Origin of the sequence: Gordonia sihwensis NBRC 108236, assembly GCF_000333035.1 — a bacterium.
GTDB lineage: Bacteria > Actinomycetota > Actinomycetes > Mycobacteriales > Mycobacteriaceae > Gordonia > Gordonia sihwensis.
Genome location: NZ_BANU01000038.1, coordinates 33,485 through 56,827 on the forward strand (window position 1 = coordinate 33,485; position 23,343 = coordinate 56,827).

The following is a 23,343-nucleotide window of genomic DNA, read 5'->3' on the forward strand; positions in this document are numbered from 1 at the left end:
CCGACCCGAGGCAAGGAGCCGCGGTGACCACTCCGGCGGCGATCCCGTTCCACGGGTCGCCGAAGCCGACGCTCGGGGTCGAGTGGGAACTCGCCCTGGTCGACAAGTCGAGTCGCGACCTGTCGAACGCCGCAGACCGGCTCTTCGAGCTCGTCGACGCGCGCGCCGGCGATCAACGCGACAAGATCCATCGCGAACTGCTGCGCAACACGGTGGAATTGGTCACCGGCATCTGCACCACCGTCGGCGAGGCCATGGACGATCTCGGCGGGTCGCTCGACGTGGTGCGCGGGCTGTGCGACGAGATCGGCATCGATCTGTACGGGGCGGGAACCCACCCCTTCGCGGAGTGGTCCGCGCAGCAACTCACCGAAGGCCACCGATACGCCGAGTTGATCGAGCGGACGCAGTGGTGGGGCAGGCAGATGCTGATCTGGGGCGTGCACGTGCACGTGGGCATCGACAGCCGCGACAAGGTGCTGCCGATCCTGTCGTCGCTGCTGAAGTTCTATCCGCATCTGCTCGCGCTGTCCGCGTCGTCGCCGATGTGGGCCGGACGCTCGACGGGGTATGCGAGCAACCGCGCGATGATGTTCCAGCAGTTGCCGACGGCGGGGCTGCCGTTCCAATTCGAGTCGTGGTCGGAGTTCGAGGGCTTCGCACAGGACCAGAAGACCACCGGGATCATCGACCACCTCAACGAGATCCGCTGGGACATCCGGCCGTCGCCCCATCTGGGAACCATCGAGGTGCGGGTCTGCGACGGAGTGTCGAACCGGCGTGAACTCGCGGCGATCGTCGCCCTGACCCATTGCTTGATCGTCGACCTCGACCGGCGCCTGTCGGCGGGACAGACGCTGCCGCAGATGGCTCCGTGGCTGGTGCAGGAGAACAAGTGGCGCGCCGCCCGCTACGGGCTCGATGCGATCATCATCCAAGACGCCGAATGCTCGGAGCGCCTCGTGACCGAGGACCTCGCCGAACTGCTGGTGCGTCTGGAACCGGTGGCGGCGTCGCTGGGCTGCCTCGAGGAACTGGGTACGGTCGCCGACATCATCGCCGGCGGCGCCAGCTACCAGCGGCAGCGCCGGGTCCTCTCCGAGACCGGCGACATGCGCAAGGTGGTCGACTCGGTGGTCGCCGAACTCGGTTAGCGGACGCGTCCGCGACCGCGGTGGCGCTACCCGCCGTTTCGCGAGGACAGTTCGTCCTCGTCCAGAACGTCCTCCCCCAGGGCCTGCTCGCGATACACGAGGCGGCCGACGCGCTGGGCGACCACCGGCGCGGTGATGAGTGCGAACAAGCCGGTCAGGACCAGCATTCCGCCGTCCGGGTGGCTGTCGAGCCTGATGAAGGTGCCCGCGAGCACCAGGATCATGCCGAACGTCTGAGGCTTGGTCGCGGCGTGCATCCGGCTCAGCGTGTCGGGGAATCGGACGATCCCGATGGCGGCGGTGAGGGCCAGCAGCGAGCCGAGCAGGATCAGCGCCGCGGCCACGACGTCGAGGATCACTGGTCGTCCCTCACTCGGAAACGGGCCACGGCGATCGACCCGATGAAACCCACCAGGCTCAGCGCCACGATGCCCGGGACCACGGTGGTGTCGGTGGTGTAGGCCACCCACACCGACAGACCGGAGATCGCGATGGCGACCAGCGCGTCCACGCCGACGAGCCGATCGAGGGTCGAGGGCCCGCGAAGCGTGCGATAGACGGTCAGGAGCACGGCGGTGAGCAGCATCGCGGCACTGATGATCCAGACGACGGTCATGCCTTCTCCTTCCGTGAGCGCTCCTGCTCGACCACCCGACGGCGGTCGGCGAACGGGACGTGATGGTAATCGTCGTCGATTCCGTGGAACGGACTCGGATGCCACTCGTCGTCGCGCTCGAAGGTCTTGATGAACTGTCGCTCCACGTAGGCCATCTGCTTCAGGAACTCGTCGATGTACTTCTGTTTGCGCACGTCGAAGACGTGGATGTACAGCATCCGCTGGTCTTGATCGATCTCGACCACCATGGTGCCGGGCACCAGGTTGATGTAGTCGACGGCCAGCGTGAGCGTGAGGTCGGATTTGATGGCCATGTGCACGCGGACCACCGCACCGAGCGGCGGATCGCCCGGCTTCACCGCGGCCCACGCCACCTGAGCGCTGGAGAGGAAGAAGTTGTAGATCATCGTGCCGACGAGCTTGAGCGCCGAGAGCGGGTGAAACCGACCCTCCACCGGCACCCGCGGCAGCGGCAGCAGGACCATCACCAGCAGGGCGATCAACGCGCCGACCACGATGTTGGCCCAGGTGACGTCGCCCCAGAGAAGCACCCAGACGAAGGTGAGCCAGGCGAAGCCCCACAGTCGCAGGCCGAACTCGCGCAGCGAGCCGCCGGCCCAGGCCGGTGCGTGCAGGTTCTCGTTCAGCCAGACGTAGGTCCGGACCGCGGGCCAGGCCAGGTGCACCAGGGTGACCCGCCACAGGTTGCCGAAGAATGCGGCCACCGGGCGCTTTCCGACGGGTTTCGCGTGCGGCTTGTCTGGGAACGGCGTGTTGCTCATGGCCGGCCTCCGTCGGTGGCGTGCGCGGGGTCGGGCCCGTGCAGAACCGTCGAGATGTACTCGCTGCGGTCGAGGACGCCGTGTGCGGCGTCGTCGGTGAAGTGGAAGATGGGCCCGCCCCACAGCGTCAGCGCCAGACCGGCGGCCACCATCGCCATCGTGGGCAGCACCATGGCCACCGGCATCCGGCCCACGTCCTCGCGTTCCTCGAGCAGGACGTCGGTGCCCTCTTCGATGAGCGCGGACGCGGTGCTCGACGCCATGGCGCCGTCGGGCGCGTCGGCGCGGGCCCGCCAGAACGCCTTGGTCCAGATACGGGCCATCACGTACAGGGTGAGCAGGCTGGTGACGACCGACCCGGCGACCAGCACCCACGCCAGCACCGATCCGTCCTGGGCACCGGCCTCCAGCAGCGCGACCTTGCCGATGAATCCCGAGAACGGTGGAATGCCGCCGAGATTCAGCGCCGGGATCATGAACAGCCCGGCCAGCAGCGGACTCGCGATGAGTCCGCCGAGGCGCCGCAGCGACGCCGACCCCGCCTGCCGTTCGATCAGTCCCACCACCAGGAACAGCGTGGTCTGCACGAGGATGTGGTGGGCGACGTAGAAGATCGCCGCCGAGGTGGACAGCTCGGAACCGACGGCGATGCCGAACACCATGTAGCCGATGTGGCTCACCAGCGTGAACGACAGCAGTCGCTTGATGTCCGACTGCGCTATGGCGCCGAAGATGCCGACGAGCATGGTCAGCAGTCCCGCGATCATGAGCACGTTGTCCATCGATCCGCCGGGGAACAGCAGGGTGTGCGTGCGGATCAGCGCGTACACGCCGACCTTCGTCAGCAGACCCGCGAACACCGCGGTCACCGGGGCCGGAGCGGTCGGATAGGAGTCGGGAAGCCACGTCGAGAGGGGGAACACGGCCGCTTTGATGCCGAAGGCCACCAGCAGGACCGCGTACAGCGCGTTGCGGGTGCCGTCGGGCACGTCGTCGAGCCGGACGGCCATCTCGGCGAGATTGAGGGTTCCGGTGGTCGCATAGGCGAAGGCGATGCCGGCCAGGAAGATCAGCGACGACACCATCGACACCATGATGTACGACGCGCCGGCTCGCACGCGCTCGGCGCTGGCGCCCAGGGTGAGCAGGACGAAGCTCGCCGCGAGGAGCACCTCGAACGAGACGTACAGGTTGAACAGGTCGCCCGCGAGGAACGAATTGCAGACGCCCGCGGTCAGGATGAGATAGGTCGGCAGGAAGATCGACACCGGCTGCTCGGTGGTTCCGTCCCTGATGCCCTGCCCGATCGCGTAGACCACGACGCACAGCAGCACGGTCAGCGAGATGACCAGCATCAGTGCCGCGAGGCGGTCGACCACCAAGGTGATGCCGAGCGGCGTACCCGCGATGCCGCGGCCGTCCCAGCCGCCGACGTTGACCGCGAAGGTCCCGTGTGCGCTGGTGAGGTAGAGCATCAGGCCGGACGCGATCAGCGCGACGCCGATGGCGGACACCGAGACCGCGCGCTGGATGGTGGGGCTCCGGCCGGCCAGCAGCGTCACGGCGGCCGCCAGCAGCGGAACCATCGTCGGCAGCACGATGAGGACCGGGATCCAGGACGTCTGCGGCGTCATCGTGCCCCCTTCGCGTGCCCGTCGTCGTTCGGTTCGTCCGCGTCCCGCGGCATCTCGTCGCCGTCGTAAGGCAGGTACTCCAGGACCTCGGCGTCCTCGGGCATCAGGTCCGGCTCGTGGACGTTGATGTGCGCCGCGATGAACTCCTCCGGCGTCAGCGGGTTGCCGTACTTGTCGAACAGGTCGCCGGCGACGGTGTCGGCGCCGGTGGCCGGATCGTCGCTGAGATCGCGATCGGGCTGGGACTCGGGTGTTCCCGTGAGGATCTTGATGTCTTCCTCGTCGTCGCCGAGTTCGTCGTCGGTCGCTGCCTCCGCACCCGGCGGCAGCTTCTCCTCCTCGGCGGCCTGATTGATCTTGAAGAGCCGGTAGGTGACGGCCAGGACGAAGGCCGCGATGCCCAAGGTGATGACGATCGCGGTCAGGATCATTCCCTGCGCCAGCGGGTCGGTGTCGAAGCTCGCCCCATCGGATTCGCGCCCGCGGATCGGCGGATGGCCGGGCGGACCGGCGAGGACGAGGATCATCAGATTCAACGCGTTGCCCGCCAGCAGCAGGCCGAACAGCATGCGGATGAGGCTGCGCTCGGTCAGCAGGTAGACGCCCGCGGCGGCCATGGCTCCGGCCACGATCAACAGGCCCAGGTTCACCGACATCACCTCACCTCCTCGGGCTCGGGAGCGGCCGGTTCGGCGGGCTCCGGCGGGGCGTCGGCCACGTCGAGCCGGGCGCCGAGGCTCCGGAGGATGTCCAGGACCAGCCCCACCACGATCAGGTAGATGCCGAGGTCGAAGAACAGGGCGGTGACGATGTGGAACTCGCCGAAGACCGGCAGGCTCAGATCGATGACGGCGGACGAGAGCGCCGGAGCACCGAGCGCCAGGGACACCGCCGCGGTGGTCGCCGAGACCGCGAGCCCGGCGCCGAGGATGGTGCCTGCCTCCACTCTCATCGCCTCGCCGAGTTCGTAGCGTCCGCCCGCGAGGTAGCGGAGCACCAGGGCCAGGCCCATCACCAGACCGCCGGCGAACCCGCCTCCCGGTGCGTTGTGTCCGGCGAAGAAGAAGTAGACCGAGAGCACCACCAGGGTCGGGAAGACGAGCCGCGTGGTGGCCTCGAGGATCAGCGACCGCTGCGCCGGATCACGCATCTCGCTGCCGCGCAGCCACGTGGTGCGCCCGTGTGCGGCGTCGTCCCCGTTGCGGCGCTGAGCGAGTGCCGAGTCGGTGACCCGGGGGACGGCGCCGAACCGGCGGCTCCGGAACACCATCGAGGCCACTCCGGTCGCCGCGACGATCAGGACGGAGATCTCGCCGAGGGTGTCCCAGGCGCGGATGTCGACGAGCAGGACGTTGACCGCGTTGGCTCCGTGACCGAACTCGTACGCGGCGTCGCCGAGGTAGACGTGCAGTGGCTCGGTGGACCGTGCCGCTGCGGCGAACAGCCCGATCACCACCAGCATCGCACCGAAGGCGACGGAGATCGCGATGCGGATGGGGCGATGACCGGTGCGCAGCTTCGGGGTCGCCTCCGACGGAAGTTTGCGCAGGACCAGCACGAACACGACCAGTGTCAGGCTCTCCACCAGAAACTGGGTCAGTGCGAGATCCGGGGCGCCGTACATGGCGAACAGGGCGCCGCAGCCGTATCCGGTGATGCCGAGGGTCAGTAGGCCGGCGAGGCGGTTGCGCAGCACGGCCGTTGCGATCGCCGCGGCGACCATCACGAAGCCGATGACGATCTCTTCGACGGTGTCGAATCCCGCCAGGTGCAGCGACTGCCTGCGTCCCAGGAACAACACGCTGACGGGCAGGATCACCGCGGTCGAGAGGATCACGCCCTGGGTGATGGGCAGTGAACCGCGCTGGGTGTTGCGGGTGACCCAGAGGGAGACGGTGTCGGCGGTGCGCAGCGCGCCGTCGTAGATCCGGTCGGCGTTGAGCCGCGGCGGATGAACGAAGACGTGCGCGCGGCGCGCACGCAGGAACAGGAACAGGCCGGCGCCGCCGGCGACCACGATGATCGAGAAGACGACCGGGAGACCGAAGCCGTGCCACTGCGCGAGATGCTCGATCTCCTCGCCGTAGGCGGGCAGCGACTGCGCATAGGGCTCGAACAGCGAGCCGATCCATCCCGACGCGAACGCCGCGACCACGCCGGCCGCCGACAGCAGTGCCGGAGGGACGAGGAACATGACGGCGGGCTGGTCGAGCTGTGCGACGGCCCTGGTCGGCAGGCGGCGGACCTTGCGTCCGAACGCGCCCCACAGGAAGCGCGTGGTGTACGCGAACGTGATGACCGAACCCACCAGCAGCACCACGTCGACTGCGTGCCGCTGCATAGGGGAGAGCGCGCCGGTGTCCCAGACGCTGCCGAAGGCGGTCTCCTTGCCGACGAAGCCGAAGGTGAACGGCAGGCCGGCCATGCTGGCGCCGGCCACCGCGGCGACCGCGGCGAGCCCGGGCAGTCGTGCGCCGAGGCGTGCGAGCTTGCGGATGTCGCGGGTTCCGGTGGACTTGTCGATGATGCCGACCACCATGAACAGGCACGCTTTGAACATCGCGTGCGCCACCACCATGGCCAGGCCGGCCATGGCGACGTTGGCGTCGCCCACACCCACCAGCACGGTGATGAAACCGAGCTGCGACACCGTGCCGAAGGCGAGGACGAGTTTGAGGTCCAGTTCGCGCAACGATCGCCATCCGCCGAGCACCATCGTGAGCAGACCGAGTCCGATGACCGGTATCTGCCAGCTCAGAAGGGGTGCGAAGGCCGGTGCGAGCCGGGCCACGAGGTACACGCCCGCCTTCACCATGGCCGCGGCGTGCAGGTACGCGCTGACCGGGGTGGGAGCGGCCATCGCGCCGGGAAGCCAGAAGTGGAACGGGACGATGGCCGACTTCGAGAGGGCGCCGATCAGCACCAGGATCACGGCGACGTCGATGTAGACGCTGCCGGCCGGCGGATGGGCGACGAGGTCCGACAGCAGGTAGCTTCCGGTCCGCTCGCCCAGCATGATGATGCCGACGAGCATCGCCAGCCCGCCGAAGGTGGTGACCAGCAGGGCCTGGGTCGCGGCGCGGCGCGAGGTGGCGCGAACCGTGTTGAATCCGACGAGCATGAACGACAGGACCGTCGTCGCCTCCCAGAACACGTACATGACCAGCGTGTTGTCGCTGACGACGAGGCCGAACATCGCGCCTGCGAAGGCCACGAGTTCGCCGCCGAAGACCGCGACTCTCCGGCGCATCTGCTGGAAGTAGTTGGCGCAGTAGATCAGCACCAGTGCGCCGACGCCCAGGATCAGCACCGACATGACGGCCGACAGAGTGTCGAACCGCAGCACGATGTCCATCTGCAGGCTGGGGATCCACTCGATCGTCTCCACGCGGGGCGGTGCGCCCGGGGCCGGCCAGTTGGCGACCACCCATGCCAGCCCGGCCGCCGGAGCGAGCGCCAGGACGTAGAAACCGCGGGAGCCGAGAGTCTTGATGATCGGTGGTGAAATGAGCGCACTGACGGCCAGGGCGATCAATACCAGGATCAAAATGGCACTCCGACTTGTGTCGAGGACGGGCGGGCGGGGTGTCGTGGTGACGAGAACTTGAGGTCTACCTTACCGTTTTCGATATGAAGGATTTTCGCAGACTGCTGGCAGCAGCGCTGATCATGGTGTGTGCGGGTGCGCTGTTCGTCGCATGCGGTTCCGATGACGAGCCGTCGCGGCCGGGTGTCGCGCTGCCGTCCGACTTCCCCGAATCAGACGTGCCGATGGTCGACGGAGCGGTGCTCACCGCATCGGGCGAATCGCCCCAGTGGCAGGTCACGGTGCAAGCGCACGCCTCCGACGGCAACCCGTTGACCAACGCCGTCACGAAGCTCACCGATGCCGGTTTCGCGGAGTCCTCCCGGGTCGACGACCCCCAGTCGAAGTCGGTGCTGCTGAGCAAGGACGTCGACGGCAGGCAACTGTGGGTCAACGTGGGACTGTCGTCGACGGCATCGGCCGGGGCCTCGACAGTGATCTATCAGGTGAGCTTCGCCGGCTGAGCGCCGTGCGGGTGAGAGCGGTATCGGTGCGGGCCGCGCCTCGCCGAACCCGAAGCGAACCGGTACGGGCGTCCCAGCGACCTCACAGATTCGGCGGGTTCCCTCGATGGTCGACGGCGACGACTGCGTCGCCACCGGACACGAGGATCGACCAGGATGACTGACCCCAACCGACCCCAGCACGACGACTCGGAGGCCCCCGGCGGGCAGACCGAGCCCCAATCCGACCACCAGCCCGACCCGCAGGCCGGACCGGACCCCACGAGCACCACGGCCCCGACCGAGCCGATCGCACCGGTCGCCGGAACGCCGCCCGCCGACCCGGCGGCCGCGCCGGGACAGCCCGGGGCGGCCCATCACCGGCCGCCTCTGGTCGCGGCTCCGGCATCCACCGGCCCGCAGACCGTCGAGGTGCGGCGCAAGTGGCTCGTCGGGGGAGCGGTTGTCGGAGCCATCGCGTGTCTGGGACTCGCCTTCGGTGCCGGCTACGTCACGGGTGACCACACCGGCGGCCACCACAGGCAGAACGAGGCGCGATACGAGCGCGGCGCGACCATGCGCGGATTCATGGGGCAGGAGCGCAACGGTCTCGGTGGTCAGCGGTGGCGCATGATGCCGCCGGGATCGGCCAACGGCGACGGCCAGACGCCGGGGCAGCAGAACCAGACCCCCGATCAGAACCAGACTCCCGGGCAGCAGACGCCGGGCCAGTCGGGATCGGCGACCACGACGCCGGGAACCTCCAGCTGAACCGACGGCCCGCACGGGCCCGCGGCGAGACCGCACAGACGACGATGGCGGCGTCGGCACCCCTCGGGGTGGCCGATGCCGCCATCGTTCTGCGGTCGTCGCCTCGGCGACTCCTGCCGGAATTACTTGCCGGGGCGCTTCTTCCCGGCGGCCAGACCGAAGCCCTTGGCCTTCGACGCACCGGTCTCGGTGATCGTCCGGCTGTCGGACGAGCCGGCCGCCGGAGCCGGAGCCTCGGCGGGCTCGTCGGTCTGAGCGGCGGTCTCGCCGGCCGCCGGCGCGGCGGGCTCTTCCGGCGCAGCAGGCTCCGGTGCGGGTGCGGTCTCCGCGGGGGCCGAGGGCTCCGCCGCCGTCGCTGCAGCCTTCGGGGCGCCGGGCTTCTTGGCGCCCGGCTTCTTCAGGCCTGCGGCCATGCCGAACCCCTTGGCCTTGCCCTCGGTGCCCGACGTGGTGGCAGCGGCAGCGGGGGCCGCCGTGCCGGTGTCGGCGGCGGTTGCATCGGCCGGGGCCTCGTCGGCCGGCTCGGTCGCAGCCGACTCGGTCGCCGCGGGAGCCGTGGGCTCGGCCGGTGCTGCGGCTGCGGGCTTGGCCGCGCCCGGCTTCTTGGCTCCGGGCTTTTTGAGCCCGCCGGCCATGCCGAAGCCCTTGGCCTTGCCCTCGGTGGCCGTGGTCTCGACCGGCGCCGCTGCCCCGCTCGTCGCTGACTCGGTTGCCGCTGACTCGGTCGCAGCGTCGTCGGTCGCGGGTGCCGCCGATGCCGCTGCCGCGGGCTTGGCCGCGCCCGGCTTGGGAGCGCCGCCGGGCTTCTTGAGTCCGCCCGGCTTCTTCAGTCCGCCGCCCATGGCCAGTCCCTTGGCGGGAGCTGCCTGGGTGGTCTCGGCCGCGGGTTCGGCCGGGGCCGTGGCACCGCCGGGCTTGGGGGCACCGCCGGGCTTCTTGAGTCCGCCCGGCTTCTTGAGCCCGCCGCTCTTCGGTGCAAGACCCACCGCGGGCTTCGCTTCGGCCGGGGCCGCGGTGGCGGCGGGAGCTGCGGGCTTCGCCGCAGCGGCGACCGGCTCGGGCTCGGGCTCGGGGGCGCGCTCGGTCTGAATCGGCCCGAGGAAGTTGCCGCCGCGCTTGACCTCCGGACGGCCGCGCTTGACGCCCTCCAGGATCAGCTGGCTGACGTCCACGACCTCGACCTGCCCCTCGTCCTCGGTGCCCGAGGTCTGAGCGGTCACGCCGTCGGTGAGCATCACGCGGCAGAACGGGCAGCCGGTCGCGATCTTGCGGACCTGCTTGTTGCCGTCCGCGTCGGTCGGCCGGGAGTTCAGCGTGCTGAGCGCCTCGTCGACGCGGTCGACGTTGATGCGCTTGCCGATCTGCTCCTCCATCCACATCCGGGCGCCGCCGGCGCCACAGCACATGGAGCGTTCGCCGTGGCGAGGCATCTCGGTGAGCGTGGAGCCCGAGGACTCCATCAGTTCGCGCGGAGCGTCGTAGACCTTGTTGTGGCGGCCCAGGTAGCAGGGATCGTGGTAGGTGACCTGCTCGCCCGCCGGTGCGGCGACCGGCACCAGACGCTTCTCACGGACCAGCCGGTTCAGCAGCTGGGTGTGGTGGACGACCTCGTACTTGCCGCCCACCTGCGGGTACTCGTTGCCGATGGCGTTGAAGCAATGCGCACAGGTCACCACGATCTTCTTGCGCTGCTCGGGCGCGGTCGCGAACACCTCGTCGAAGGTGTCGATGTTCTGCTGTGCCAGCATCTGGAACAGGAACTCGTTGCCCGCACGACGAGCGGAGTCACCCGTGCAGGTCTCTCCCTGGCCCAGCACCATGAAGTCGACGGCCGCGATGTCGAGGAGTTCGGCAACGGCCTTGGTGGTCTTCTTCGCGCGGTCCTCGTAGGCGCCTGCGCAACCGACCCAGAAGAGGTACTCGTAGCCCTCGAACGAGTCGACGTCCTGGCCGTAGACCGGGATGTGGATGTCCATCTCGTCGATCCAGGCAGTGCGCTGCGAGGCGTTCTGGCCCCACGGGTTGCCCTTGTTCTCAAGGTTCTTGAACATGCCCGCGAGCTCGGACGGGAAGTCCGACTCGATGAGGACCTGGTACCGGCGCATGTCGATGAAGTGGTCGACGTGCTCGATGTCCACCGGGCACTGCTCCACGCAGGCGCCGCAGGTGGTGCAGCTCCACAGAGCCTCGGCGTCGATGACGGCACCGGTGGTGCCCTCGGACTCGCCGACCAGCTTGCGCTCGGCCTCGGCGCGAGCGGCCGCGGGGACCTTGTTCAGGCGGGCCTCGTCGACGTTGCCGTCGGCGTCGACGATGCCGACCTCGTCGCCGCCCATGTCCTTGCGGCCGCCGGCGAACAGGTACGGCGCCTTGGCCTGGCCGTGGTCGCGCAGCGACATGATCATCAGCTTCGGCGACAGCGGCTTGCCGGTGTTCCAGGCCGGGCACTGGCTCTGGCAGCGACCGCACTCGGTGCAGGTGGTGAAGTCCAGCCAGCCCTTCCAGCTGAAGTCCTCGATCTTGCCCGCGCCGAACGCGTCCACGTCCGGGTCGGCGGTCTCCATGTCCAGGACCTTGCCCTGGCTCATCATCGGCTTGGCCGCACCCAGTGCGACGCCGCCGTCGCTCTCACGCTTGAAGTAGATGTTGAAGAAGGCCGCGAAGCGGTGCCAGGCCACACCCCAGTCGATGTTGAGGCCGACGACGGCGAGCCAGACCATGCCGCTCATCAGCTTGACGACGGCCGCGGCGGTGACCCAGTAGACGGAGCTGCCCTCGAAGAGCTGGGCGAAGTAGTGCGTGAAGAACGAGGTCCAGACCGGCGGGTTCTCGATGCCCGACGAGATCTTGAAGGTCTTCACGAAGATCATGCCGAGGCCCTCGATCAGGACCACTGCCTCGACGAAGTAGGCGGCGCCGAACCGCGAGCCCGAGAAGCGCGACAGCCGGGCCGGGACGCGGGGATGGTTCAGCTGACGGATGACCATCAACACCACGATGCCGATGACGGTGGCCAGACCCAGGACCTCGTCGGCGAAGATGTAGATGTTCCAGGCGCCGATGACGGGCCAGTGGAATTCGGGATCGAAGATCTGACCGTACGCCTCGAACCAGAAGACGAAGCCGATCAGGAAGCCGAACATCACCAGCCAGTGGGCCCAGCCGACGGTGCGGAACTTGACCATGCGGGTGTGCGCGACGAATTCCTTCATCATCGTCGCGAAACGCTTCCCGGGGTAGGCGAACCGCGAGGGCTCCACCTTCTGGCCCTGGGCGATGGATCGGACCATCGTGCCCACGCCGCGAAGGAAGAGCGCCCAGCATACGAGGCTGAGTAATACGGCGATGGTTCCGATCACGGCGGTAGTCGTCGTCACTGGAAGTACCGGCCTTTCTGTCCAGGTCGTACCAAGACGTCAAAGCGCTCGGGTCATAGCACTCCGCGTCAACCTTTATTCCCTGGTTACCGTAAAGGTTCGACCCTGCTCGGGTCTGCCAAGGTTTGCCTAACTTCGCCTGCAGATCGGCCGTCACGGTTACCGTTCACCGGTATGTTACTCGCGAGTAATAAGAGGGTCCAGTCCGTATCGAGAGTGTGCTGAGGCGCACGAATCTGAGTCGACACGCCGAATTCGTGCCGTGAATCTGTGTCACCTGATCGGTTGAAAGTGGTGCTTATCACTCGAAAGTTACCGTTCGGTACGAGTCCGGCGGCGGGAGGCGGCAGCCCCGCGCGACGGGGGTGCCGGGCTCCTGTGTGAGCCATTCCCTTCGATTAGAGAAGAGTCCCAGGTGACCTCGATGGATACCCGATCTCGAAGCCGTCGGCAGCGACGCACCCGTCTGACGACGGGCCTCACCGCGGTCGCGGCGTCGGCCGCACTCCTCGCGGGCGGAGTCGGCGCCGCGCCGGCGAACGCCGCGAACGGCCTGCCGGATTTCCCCTCGTACAAGTGTGCGCCGGGGCAGCAGACCGCGCCCAGCCCCGTCGGCGACACCGTCGACTGCGGGGCTGCCCGCCCCGCGGTGCTCGCGAAAATCGGCGACGGCCTGATCGGCCTGGTGCTGCCCGATCTGGGCCTGAACCTCGCCGATATGAATTCGGCCACTGCCATCAGCCTGGCGCCGCTGTTCGGCACCTCGTACCCGGGCGCCGCGACGATCGCGGGCACCGGTCTGGCGTCGGCGCTCGCCGTCGGCGGCACCGCCAACGCGCAGGCCGACGCCTTCCTGTCCGGCGCCATCTCGGTCGGCAGCCTCGGCGCGGTCTCCGATTCGCGGGCCACCGGCGGCCTGGGGCTGTCGATCGGAGCGGGAGTGTCGGAGACCTCGGTCCGGGCACTCCCGCTCGGCGTCGCGATCGCGATGGGGCTGGGCGAGAACGCGACCGCCACGGCGCTCGGCGGCGTCGCGGTGGCGACCGGCTTCCTCGACGGCATCGCGAACGCGCCGGACCCGACCAAGAGTTCGGTGATATGCACGGCGCTGTACGGAAAGGCTCAGGTCACAGACGGGGAGACCGGAAAGAACTACTCGTCGTGCACCAGCGTCGCGTTCATCTTCCAGAAGTCGCAGCAGGGCGACGGCCCGGTGGTCTACTCGATCAAGAATCCGTTCTCGCTGACGCTCGGCTCTCCGCTGGCGCCGATGACGACCCTGCTCGACATGGTGGGTGCGCTCGGCATTCCGGCGCCCTTCCCGGACTCGGTGACCGGCATCCTCACCGGCAATGTGATCCCGACCTTCTCGCAAGACCTCATCCGTATCGTGATGACCGACCATGGGCCGCGGATCGAGACCGACCTGTTCGCCAAGAAGCCGGCTCCCACGCCGCCGGCGACCGAGCCGTCCACCGCGTCGACCGCGACACGGGTCGCCGATGTGCAGGCGACGAGCACCTCCGCGGCAGCCGACTCGGCGCAGACGACCGTTGGTTCGGACGCGACTGAGAACACCTCCGCTGAGACCACGGCACCGTCCGGGGAGTCCTCGGCCACCGAGCCCGCCCCGGCGGCCGACGCCGCGCCCGAGCCTGCGCCGACCGCCGAGGCGCCGGCCGTCACCGACGAGCCCGCCGCCGAGCCGTCGCAGGATTCAGCGGCCGAGCAGCCCTCCGACGACCAGTCGTCGGAGCCTGCCGCTGAGCCGTCCGCGAACCAGAGCGTCGCTGACACCGCGGATTCCGCTCCGGCCGCCGAGGCGCCCGCGGCGTGACCGATTCGGACGATTTGCTGTGACCACCGTCACTGCGAACTAGCATGACGGTGTCGCAAACCGTCCGCGTTGGAGGGAGCAGTCCGATGATGAACAGCTGGAGCAGAATCCGCCGGAGCCTCGCCGAGTACTTCGCGACGGGATCGGCTGTCGCACTGATCACCAGCGGACTGACCTGACTCGGTAGCGCGATCAACAGCCCGCCCCGCCACTGCGGGGCGGGCTTCGTGCTGCCGGTCACCGTGCCGGAGGCAGTGCCTCCAACTCGGCCAGCGACGTCTCCAGGTGGGCCAGTATGCGCTGGAGGCTCGGCAGCTGGGCCCGCGCACCGATGACGCCGAACCCGGCCTTGCCGCCGATCGTCGTGACGGTGATGTTCATGGCCTGCCCCTCCATTGGAATGGAGACCGGGTACGAGCCGTCCAGCCGGGCGCCGTTCCAGTACAGCGGCTCCTCCGGTCCGGGCACGTTCGAGATGATCAGATTGAACGCGCGCGGTGTGTACTCGACGAACCCGGGGACCGTCGCGAAGGCCAGCGGCCAGATGGTCGCGGCGCCCAGGGCGAGAGCCTGCAGCGGTTTGAGCCCGCGCACCACGTTCTTGGCGCCGTGGGTGGACGCCTTGATGGCAGCCACCCGGTCGGCGGGCGACTCGATGTCGGTCGCCAACCGCACGGTGATCGCGGTGACCGCGTTCCCGTCGGAGTCTCCGTCACTGTGCAGCGACACCGGCATCATCGCCACCAGTGACTCGTCGGGCAGACCGTCGTGATCGCTCAGGTAGCGGCGGAGTGCTCCGGAGCACATGGCGAGGATGACGTCGTTGAGCGTCATCTGCTGCGTCCGAGCCACCGCGCGAAGCCTGGTGACCGGCCAGTCCTGCGCGGCGAAGCGGCGCGCCGAGCCTATCGACTGGTTCAGGATCGTCGACGGCGCCATCTGCATCGGGGCGACGTAGTCCTTGTCGAAGACGCCCGCGGCGGCGATCCGGGCGGCGGCCGGCGCCATGCCGACCACCTGGCCCGCGGTGTCGGCGATCGCTCCGGCCACGCCCGTCACCGCACCGAGCAACCGCGACGAGCCCTTCGGCGGCCGTTGCTCCCGCCGCCGGCGGCGCCGTCGACGCACCAGCTCCATATCCCAGAAGGCGGTACCGGAACGGTCGTCGGGATCGGTGGAGAGGGAGCGCTGCAGCAAGCGCAGGGCGGAGACGCCGTCGACGATCGAATGATGGATCTTCGTGTAGAGCGCCACGCGGCCGTCCGCCAAGCCCTCGATGATGTGGATCTCCCACATCGGGCGACGGCGGTCGAGGAGGGCGCCGTGATTCAGCGACACGTAGCGGAGCAGGTCTTTGATCTCACCCGGACGGGGCAGAACGATGTGTCTGATGTGATAGTCGAAGTCGACCTCGTCGTCCTGCGTCCACGCGGTGTATCCGGCGATCTGGGCGGGTGTGGCCGGGCGCTTGAGGAACATCGGCGAGACGTCGGTCGCGGCGTGGAAGCGTTCGGATATCTCGTCGGCCAGATCCTCGGCCGACTGGCCTTCGCGGGGTACGAACAGTTGCAGCCCGCCCACGTGCATCGGCTGATCTCGCGTCTCGGCGATCAGGAACATCGATTCGGTCACCGGCATGTACTGCATCGGTGTCTCCCCTCCCTGCGCGACCGCGCGTCCCGCTTGCGAGAGATTGTGACAGCCTTCCGGTCGGGATGACCGGGGGACCCGGGACCGGGTCGGTGTGCCCGGGTGGCCGGCGCTGCGTCTAGGTTGGACCGGTGCCCCTGCGTTCCCCCGCGATCCGGCGTCTGATTCCGGTGATTCTGCTGTCAGTGATCGCCGTCGAAGCGGTCGTCACGATCGCGTCGGTGTGGATGGCAGTGGGTGCGCGGGGACGAGTGGTGCAGGCCTCCGAGATCCCGGACGACGCGCCCCGCACCATGATCGTGCTCGGAGCCAAGGTCCGCGACGGGCAGGTCGGCGACTACGTCGGGCCGCGGCTCGACGTGGCGGTGGACGCCTACCGGTCCGGCCGCGTGGACCGCATCGTCGTATCCGGCAACGACGCCGACTCCGCGGGCAACGAGGTACGGGTGATGCGCGCGTACCTCCAGGCCCACGGAGTGCCGTCGACGAGGATCGTCGACGATCCGCTCGGGGTGAACACCAACGCCACATGCCGCCGGGCCGCGACGATGTACGACGTCCGCTCCGCGATGATCGTGACGCAGAACTTCCACGTGGCGCGCGCGGTGACGCTGTGCCGCGCGTGGGATGTCGACGCGCTGGGCGTGGTGGCGCCGTGCGACCGTTGCTCGCCGCTGAGCCTGGTCCGCAACCAGCTCCGCGAGGCGCTCGGCTCGCGGCCGCGCGCGGTGATCGACACCGTCCGCGCACGCCGCTGAGCCGCGGGCTGCGGCGGTCATTCGGACGGCGTATCGCCGCCGTCGCCGGCCGTAGCGTGAGTCCATGCCTGACAACCCCGCCCGCAACGGCGCGAGTGCGGCCGCCGCATCGGCCGGCCAGGTCCGGGTCTCGGGTCTGGCGGTCGCGACCGGCGCGTCGCACGACCGCCGTCTCGGACCGGCGCACGCCGCGCTCGGCGACGCGGGGCTCGAGGTCCGCGACGTGGTCGCGGTGATCCACGTGAGGCCGCCGGCCGGCGACACCTGGTCGGCCGAGCGGGTGCGCGACGAACTGGGACTCGGGGGAGCCCCTGCGGTGCGCGCACTCGATGTGGTCGACGACGGCTGCGGGGTGCCGTCGTCGATCGCGGTGGGATCGTCGATGCTGGCGCAGACGCACGGCGCGGTGCTGGTGGTGGTCGCGGGAGCGGCCGCGGTGCTGACCGGCACCCCGCAGCCGGGACACCGCCGCGGCGACCGGAACGGTTCGGCTCTGCGGTCGAGCGCCGACTCGGACGGCACGCATGCCGCAGTCGAGCGGGTGTTGACCGCGGTCGGCGACGATCTGCCGATCGTGGCCGTGGCGCCCGGAGGCATCCGGCTCGCGGCCGGCCGTCGCTTCGTGGCGACGAGCCTGTCGACGCACGCCGCCGCACCGATCGAGGGGCTCATCGACGCGCGCGCCGGCGGGCACTCCGAGGTGGTGCTGGTGACCGCGAACGGGTCGGGCCACGCTGCCGCCGTGGTGTGCCGGTTGCGCGACTGAGTCCGAGCCGCGCCGAAGGTCGACCCGGCGGGTCAGATCGTCGGCCGGAACGGAAGCCGCGGGCGTCCGGTGAGGTACAGCGACCCCGGGAGTCGGCGCAGCACTTCGACGACGGCGAGCGAGATCGCCAGTGTGCTGACGTACACCGTGAACGTCGCGAGCGGCTGCGGGATGTGGGCGACGAGCCACTTCTGGCCGTCGTCTGTGACCGGGCGCAGCAGGAAGAACAGCACCATCACGTGTACCAGGAACACCGGGAACGACCGGTTGGACGCGTAGGCGACCACTTTCGCCATGATCGGCGTCCGCTCACGGTGGAACGTGGCCCAGTGCAGTCCTGTCGCGTACACGCTGATGGCCGCGACCACGATGAACGGGAGCAAGGTGAGCTCGAACGGACTGCCCGGATCGTTGATCGGCGCACCGGAGAACAGCACCCGGTGCACGTAGGCGCCGACGGCGAGCAGACCCGTGCCCAGCAGGAGCCAGCCGAGCAGTTCGCCGCGCCCTCGCAGCCACTGCCCGACGCGTTCCCGGTGGTCGGCGGCCAGCGCACCGAGGATGATGAGCAGCTGGTAGGGCACCACGGTGGCGTACAGATGGCTCCACAGCTCGGCCATCCCGGTCGGCGGAGTCCAGTAGCAGATGAGACCGAAGACGGTGATCTGGAGCGCCGCGCTCGCGCCGAGCAGCCACCAGTGCCGGCCGTGGGTGCGCGCCACCAGCCGGCGGATCAGCGGGAACAACAGGTACACCTGCAGCATCACGAACAGGAAGTACAGGTGGTAGGCGGCCGTCCCCCATTTGATGCGGTCGAACAACTCGTCCAGGCTGCCCGGGACGTCACCGAGGCGTCCGCTCGCCCACATTCCCTCGATGGTCCAGTACAGCACCGACCACACCAGGTAGGGCACGATGACCAGCTTGATCCGGCGCCGCCAGAACGACGTGGCGCGGAAGTCGGGACGGTCGAGGTACTGGTACATCAGCACGAAGCCGGTGAGCGCGAAGAAGATGTTCCGGGTGGAGTGGAACAGCAGCGCGGTCCCGTTGGTGCCCATGCTGGTGAACTCGGCGGTCGTCGACGTGAGCGTGTGCACGAAGATGACCAGGGCGAAGGTCATCGTGCGCACCAGGTCGACGTGATGCAGGTAAGGGCGTTTGGCCGGCGCCGGCGCCGGCGGCGCGGAGCCTACGGCGGGAACGGTCGGGGTAGCCGCCTCGGGGAGGACAGCTGTGGACGACATCGGGTGACCTCACGGTTGCGGGGGAGCGGATCAATCGGACACGCTAACAGCCCACCCTGTGCACTCACTGTGTGCCCGCTGCCGGGCCGGTGTCGGTCCCGCTACCACCAGCCGGTGGCTTTCTGCAGGTCACGGTCGAGGAACGGCGCCAGGCTGCGCATGAAGGCGGTGGAGACGTGGTGGTAGTCGTGCCACACCAGGATGTTGCCGACCACAGCCGGGCAGTAGGTGTCGTTGCAGAAACCGTCGCTGTAGTCCAGGAAGGTCATGTTCGGGAAATCCGGGATCAGCGCGTCGGCCGGGTTCACCGGCGACAGCGCCCGTGACCGCTCCACGCCGCACACACGCGGCAGCTTGCCGGAAGCGATGCACTCCGGAGGCGAGAGCGGTCCGTGCGCCCACGGGGTGTCGCGTACGGCGACCACCTTCTGCCCGCGGTCGCGGAACTCCTTGAAGTAGTCGACGTAGCCGCGCGGCACCACGTCGCCGTTCTGCCCGGTGGGGGCGGGCCGGGTGGCGGTGGTGAAGACGACGTCGGGCCGGTCGACGGCCAGCTTGTCGACCACCGCCCGCGACCACTCGTTGCATTCGGTGAGGGTGCGGCCGTCGAGTTCCACCTCGGCCTCGGTCGAGAGCGCGCAGCCCGCTTTCATGTACGTCGTGACGCGGAAACCGCGGTTCTTGCCGATCTTGTCGAGCGCGGTCATCCAGTGCTCGGAATGCGAGCCGCCGACCACGGCGACGGTGTGCGCGCCCTGCGGATCGCCGTACACGCCGACCTTGATCGCGGGATCGCCGAAGTTGGAGAAGTGGTCCCAGTGGCTCAGCGGCCAGTCCTCCGCGGCGGCCTCCGGCGACGGCGCCACCGGCACGGCCGGACTCGGCGCACCCTCCAGGAGGGCCCGGGCACCGGGATACTCGCGGGGGTCGAGATTGGTGGTGTCGACGATCATCTGACTCTGGCGGTGCTGCCAGTAACCGGCACTAGCCACGGCGAAGACCGAGGCGACGACGAGGATCGCGGTGAGCCCGCGCCGGTAGCCCGCCGAGAAGCCGCCGCCGCGTCCCGCGCGCAGCGGCGTCTCGACGAACTTCGTCATCAACCAGGCGAGAATCACCGAGACCACCAGGATCGCGGTGCCCTCGGCGAAGTTCACAGCGTCGACGAATCGCCAGTTCATGTAGAAGATCAGCAGCGGCCAGTGAATCAGGTACAGCGAGTACGCGATGGAACCGAGCCAGACGATCCACGGGTGGGCCAGGACCAGGCCGCCGGGGCTCAGGTCGTTGCCGGGGACCGCCCGCGTCGCGGTGGCCGACGAACCGACCCAGATCAGCAGGAGCGTCGATCCGACCGGCACCAGCGCCATGACGGCCGGGTACTCCTGGACGCCCGCGATCCAGAATCCGGACGAGGCGATCATCGCGACGGCGAACACCGTCAGCAGCGTGCGCAGCCAGTTCGTCAGGCGCAGCCTGGGCATCCAGACGGCGAGCAGACCGCCGGCCAGCGGCTCCCACATGCGGGCCACGGTGTCGTAGTAATTGAACGGCTGGTTGATCCCGTGCCGGTAGTTGGCCCACGCGAAGGACACGAGCGTCACCGCGAGCAGCGACGTCCCGACGATCGCGCGGATCACGTTCGGGCGGGCCAGTGCCTCCCAGCGTGCGGCACCCCATTTGAGGAGGCCGCCCAGGGCGAGCGCGGTGAGGAGGGTCAGAACGAAGAACTGGCCCTGCATCGACATCGACCACAGATGCTGCATCGGGCTGATCGCGGAGTCTGCGGCGCCGTAGTCCTGCGAGAGGAAGGCCAGGTGATAGTTCTGGTAGTAGAAGGCCGAGGCGATGATCTCCTCGCCGAGCGGACCCCAGCGGGTGCTCGGCATGAGCCACCAGACGCCTGCCGCGATGAAGGCGAGCAGCAGGAACATCGCCGGAAGCAGGCGCCGCAGCAGCCGGCTCAGCCGGGGCCACGGATCCACCGCCGCGCGCCAGGAGACATCGGCCGGCTGGGTTCGGATCACGTGCTTGAGCAGCGAGGCGACGAAGAAGTAGCCGGACAGCGTGAGGAAGACGTCCACGCCGCCGGACACGCGGCCGAACCAGACGTGGAAGACGGCGACGAGGAAGATCGCGATGCCGCGCAACCCGTCGAGGTCGGGCCGGTAACCGGAGGTGTTCCCGGTGGCGGCGTCTTCGTTGTGTCGAGTCGGCGGTCCCGCCGTAACGTCGGTTCCAGCAGACTTCACACGCCGGATGCTACTGGGATCGTCCCGGCGATTTCCATTCGCAACGCGCGGCGGCGGCCGGCTGCGCCAGCAGTCATGGACGAAGCGCTTCTGCGGCGATCAAGTCGATCAGTGAACGGTAGGCAGCCGAATGCGCCTCGAACATCGATGTGTGCGTCGCACCGGGCAGCAGTTGCAGTCGACCGTGCCCCCGGTGCAGCAGGTACTCGGCGACGAATCGTTCGGAGTTGACCGCCGACACGAGTCGGTCGGCAGTGCCGTGCACCGCTACGATCTCGGGCGCGGACGCCTCGTCGCCATCAGCGGCCAGTTCCAGCGGGTCCACGGCGCGGTAGCGGTCGGCGACCGCGCTGGGCGGTCCGCCGAGGGCGCGGATCACACGGGAGTCGCCGTGCGTGGCGGAGAACACCATGTCGAGCGGCCCGGACACGCTGATGACCGTCGACGGCCGCCAGCGCGGAGGGCCGAGACCGAGACCGGGATCGTCGGCAGTGCGGAGTGCGGACCACACCGCGAGTTGGCCGCCGGCGCTGTGGCCGGCGAGCACCGAGTTCCGCAGAGTGATCTGCGGATGCGCGCGGATCACGGCGGGCAGATCGTCGAGAGCGGCAGCGACGTCGGTGAACGTGGCGGGCCAGCCGCCGCCGCTCCCCAGGCGCCGATACTCCACGTTGTAGACGGCCAGGCCGCGGGCGGTGAGGTCGCGTGCCAGACGGTCGAAGCTGTGCGCACCGACACCGCGCGCCCAGGCGCCTCCGTGAACCAGCACCACCAGCGGAAGCCTCGGGTGGGCAGGTGAGACGGTCGGCAGATAGAGGTCGGCGTAGTTCTGAGTGGGGTCGGCGTGCGCGGCCGGATACGCGATGCGCTGGAGGAAGGGCTCGGCCGACGTGACGACGGCTCGATGCGCCGCCGGGGTGATGGTCGAGTCGCTTCGGTGCGCTGCCGGTGCGCCGTGCGGCGATGAGCCGGGCCCCGCTTGCCACAGCAGAACGCCGAGCAGCGCGGCCGCCGCGAGCAGAGTGGAGACCACGCCGACGATGACGGGGTGGTCGCGCTTGAACTTCATCGCCTCGATTCTCTGCGTCGCCGCTGACAGTTCGCAGACGAGTACCTCTCGTCCCGCAGGAGATCGCGGAAGAATCCGCAGTCGTTACCACCGATACGCCCAATCTCGCCTGACGGCACCGAGTCCGACGCACCATGGAGTCAGCCGCGCGCAGGTGACGCGCGGCACAGTCGAGAAGAAAGCGTGACGCGATGAAGACGAAGGCCGCGGTTCTGCACGGTGTCAACGAGGACTGGAAGATCGAAGAAGTCGAGTTGGGCGACCCCGTCGCGGGTGAAGTCCAGGTCCGGCTCGTCAGTTCGGGACTGTGTCACTCCGACCATCACCTGCGGACCGGCCAGAGTCCGGCGCCGATGCCGGTGGTCGGAGGCCACGAGGGTGCGGGCGTCGTCGTGAAGGTGGGAGAGGGCGTCACTCGTTTCGCGGAGGGCGACCACGTGGTCACCGCTTTCATCCCCGCCTGCGGTGTGTGCGGACCGTGTTCGCGGGGCCAGCAGAACATCTGCGACGAGGGAGCCGGCCTGCTCACCGGCAAGGCGATCTCCGACAAGACCCACCGGGTGACGATGAACGGTGAGGGCCTCACCCAGATGTGTCTGCTCGGCACCTTCTCTCCGTACATCACCGTCAATCAGGCGTCACTGGTCAAGATCGAGGACGACATCCCGCTTCAGCAGGCCGCGCTCCTCGGCTGCGGCATCGCGACGGGCTGGGGTTCGGCCACCGAGATCGGCGGAACCAAGGTCGGCGACACGGTGGTCGTCGTCGGCATCGGCGGAGTCGGAATCAACGCCGTCCAGGGCGCCAGTGCGGCCGGCGCCCGGCACGTCGTCGCCGTCGACCCGGTGAAGTTCAAGCGAGACATGGCCGAGAAGCTCGGCGCCACGCACACCTTCGAGAGCATGGAGGAGGCGATCCCGGCGGTCGGAGAGATGACATGGGGAACCATGGCGAACACGGTCATCCTCACCGTCGGCGAGATCAAGGGCGAGTACATCGCGCCCGCGATGGCCATGACCGCCAAGGGCGGCCAGACCGTGGTGGTCGGCATGGGCGACTTCCAGGCGATGGACGTCAAACTCAACCTCTTCGATCTGACGCTGATGCAGAAGCGGGTGCAGGGGGCCATCTTCGGCGGCGCCGGCCCGCGCACTCAGGTGCCGAAGCTCCTCAACGAGTACCGGGCGGGCAAGCTGAACCTCGCCGACCTCGTCACCCAGACCTACCGCCTCGAAGAGATCAACAAGGCCTACGACGACATGCTCGAGGGCCACAACATCCGCGGCATGGTGGTCTTCGACGAGGCCGACTGGTAGTCGCGGCTGGTTGAGCGAGGACCCTCTCAGGCCGGTTGAGCGAGCGCCCTCTCAGGCTGGTTGAGCGAGCGCCCTCTCAGGCTGG

At 68.9% G+C, this 23,343-nt stretch carries 18 protein-coding genes; 7 read left to right on the forward strand and 11 right to left on the reverse strand.

Annotation, left to right across the window (positions count from 1 at the left end; genetic code table 11):
* Positions 1-23: 23 nt before the first annotated feature.
* Positions 24-1,154, forward strand: a complete 1,131-nt coding sequence (locus tag GSI01S_RS17650) for a glutamate--cysteine ligase (RefSeq protein ID WP_006898000.1) — start codon at positions 24-26, stop codon at positions 1,152-1,154.
* A gap of 26 nt (positions 1,155-1,180) precedes the next feature.
* On the opposite strand, the gene mnhG is transcribed toward GSI01S_RS17650, so the two are convergent.
* The 6 genes from mnhG to GSI01S_RS17680 are packed head-to-tail and all read right to left on the reverse strand — an operon-like array spanning position 1,181 to position 7,733.
* Positions 1,181-1,513, reverse strand: a complete 333-nt coding sequence (gene mnhG, locus GSI01S_RS17655; RefSeq protein WP_006898001.1) for a monovalent cation/H(+) antiporter subunit G — start codon at positions 1,511-1,513, stop codon at positions 1,181-1,183.
* The gene (locus GSI01S_RS17660) at positions 1,510-1,770 is read right to left on the reverse strand and encodes a monovalent cation/H+ antiporter complex subunit F (protein ID WP_006898002.1); all 261 of its coding nucleotides are present in this window, start codon (positions 1,768-1,770) and stop codon (positions 1,510-1,512) included. Before GSI01S_RS17660 ends, mnhG begins: the two co-directional genes overlap by 4 nt.
* Positions 1,767-2,552 carry a Na+/H+ antiporter subunit E gene (locus tag GSI01S_RS17665; protein ID WP_006898003.1) on the reverse strand — a complete coding sequence of 262 codons (786 nt, stop codon included), beginning with the start codon at positions 2,550-2,552 and terminating at the stop codon, positions 1,767-1,769. Before GSI01S_RS17665 ends, GSI01S_RS17660 begins: the two co-directional genes overlap by 4 nt.
* Entirely contained in the window at positions 2,549-4,186 is a 1,638-nt protein-coding gene (locus tag GSI01S_RS17670) for a Na+/H+ antiporter subunit D (RefSeq protein WP_006898004.1), read from the reverse strand. The genes GSI01S_RS17665 and GSI01S_RS17670 overlap by 4 nt, the downstream gene beginning before the upstream one ends.
* Positions 4,183-4,842, reverse strand: coding sequence for a Na(+)/H(+) antiporter subunit C (locus tag GSI01S_RS17675; RefSeq protein WP_006898005.1), 660 nt, complete (start codon positions 4,840-4,842; stop codon positions 4,183-4,185). The genes GSI01S_RS17670 and GSI01S_RS17675 overlap by 4 nt, the downstream gene beginning before the upstream one ends.
* Positions 4,842-7,733, reverse strand: a complete 2,892-nt coding sequence (locus tag GSI01S_RS17680) for a Na+/H+ antiporter subunit A (RefSeq protein ID WP_006898006.1) — start codon at positions 7,731-7,733, stop codon at positions 4,842-4,844. Before GSI01S_RS17680 ends, GSI01S_RS17675 begins: the two co-directional genes overlap by 1 nt.
* Positions 7,734-7,816: 83 nt before the next feature.
* On the opposite strand from GSI01S_RS17680, the gene GSI01S_RS17685 reads away from it, so the two are divergent.
* Complete coding sequence (locus GSI01S_RS17685; protein ID WP_006898007.1) at positions 7,817-8,236, forward strand: hypothetical protein; 420 nt, start codon at positions 7,817-7,819, stop codon at positions 8,234-8,236.
* Between the two features lie 156 nt (positions 8,237-8,392).
* A complete protein-coding gene (locus GSI01S_RS17690; protein WP_006898008.1) occupies positions 8,393-8,986 on the forward strand; it encodes a hypothetical protein in 594 nt (197 codons plus the stop codon).
* 122 nt (positions 8,987-9,108) lie between these two features.
* Here GSI01S_RS17690 and GSI01S_RS17695 read toward each other — a convergent pair whose 3' ends face one another.
* Positions 9,109-12,363: a (Fe-S)-binding protein gene (locus GSI01S_RS17695; protein ID WP_006898009.1), complete on the reverse strand. Its 3,255-nt coding sequence runs from the start codon at positions 12,361-12,363 to the stop codon at positions 9,109-9,111.
* A gap of 424 nt (positions 12,364-12,787) precedes the next feature.
* Between GSI01S_RS17695 and GSI01S_RS17700 the strand changes: the two genes are divergently transcribed.
* A complete protein-coding gene (locus GSI01S_RS17700; RefSeq protein WP_006898010.1) occupies positions 12,788-14,200 on the forward strand; it encodes a hypothetical protein in 1,413 nt (470 codons plus the stop codon).
* A gap of 237 nt (positions 14,201-14,437) precedes the next feature.
* Here the strand turns inward: GSI01S_RS17700 and GSI01S_RS17705 are convergent, their stop codons facing one another.
* Positions 14,438-15,847 (reverse strand): WS/DGAT/MGAT family O-acyltransferase, encoded by a 1,410-nt coding sequence (locus tag GSI01S_RS17705; protein ID WP_006898011.1) that lies wholly within the window; start codon positions 15,845-15,847, stop codon positions 14,438-14,440.
* A 134-nt stretch (positions 15,848-15,981) separates the two neighbouring features.
* Between GSI01S_RS17705 and GSI01S_RS17710 the strand changes: the two genes are divergently transcribed.
* The gene (locus tag GSI01S_RS17710; protein WP_006898012.1) at positions 15,982-16,608 is read left to right on the forward strand and encodes a SanA/YdcF family protein; all 627 of its coding nucleotides are present in this window, start codon (positions 15,982-15,984) and stop codon (positions 16,606-16,608) included.
* Between the two features lie 64 nt (positions 16,609-16,672).
* Positions 16,673-17,374 (forward strand): hypothetical protein, encoded by a 702-nt coding sequence (locus GSI01S_RS17715; RefSeq protein WP_006898013.1) that lies wholly within the window; start codon positions 16,673-16,675, stop codon positions 17,372-17,374.
* Between the two features lie 32 nt (positions 17,375-17,406).
* On the opposite strand, the gene GSI01S_RS17720 is transcribed toward GSI01S_RS17715, so the two are convergent.
* The 3 genes from GSI01S_RS17720 to GSI01S_RS17730 form a co-directional block, all read right to left on the reverse strand.
* A complete protein-coding gene (locus GSI01S_RS17720) occupies positions 17,407-18,621 on the reverse strand; it encodes an acyltransferase (RefSeq protein ID WP_006898014.1) in 1,215 nt (404 codons plus the stop codon).
* A gap of 101 nt (positions 18,622-18,722) precedes the next feature.
* The gene (locus GSI01S_RS17725; protein WP_006898015.1) at positions 18,723-20,873 is read right to left on the reverse strand and encodes an acyltransferase family protein; all 2,151 of its coding nucleotides are present in this window, start codon (positions 20,871-20,873) and stop codon (positions 18,723-18,725) included.
* A 73-nt stretch (positions 20,874-20,946) separates the two neighbouring features.
* Positions 20,947-21,942 (reverse strand): alpha/beta hydrolase family protein, encoded by a 996-nt coding sequence (locus GSI01S_RS17730; RefSeq protein ID WP_006898016.1) that lies wholly within the window; start codon positions 21,940-21,942, stop codon positions 20,947-20,949.
* A 191-nt stretch (positions 21,943-22,133) separates the two neighbouring features.
* Here GSI01S_RS17730 and GSI01S_RS17735 point away from each other — a divergent pair, with 191 nt between their 5' ends.
* A complete protein-coding gene (locus tag GSI01S_RS17735; RefSeq protein WP_006898017.1) occupies positions 22,134-23,258 on the forward strand; it encodes an NDMA-dependent alcohol dehydrogenase in 1,125 nt (374 codons plus the stop codon).
* The last annotated feature ends 85 nt before the right edge of the window (positions 23,259-23,343 follow it).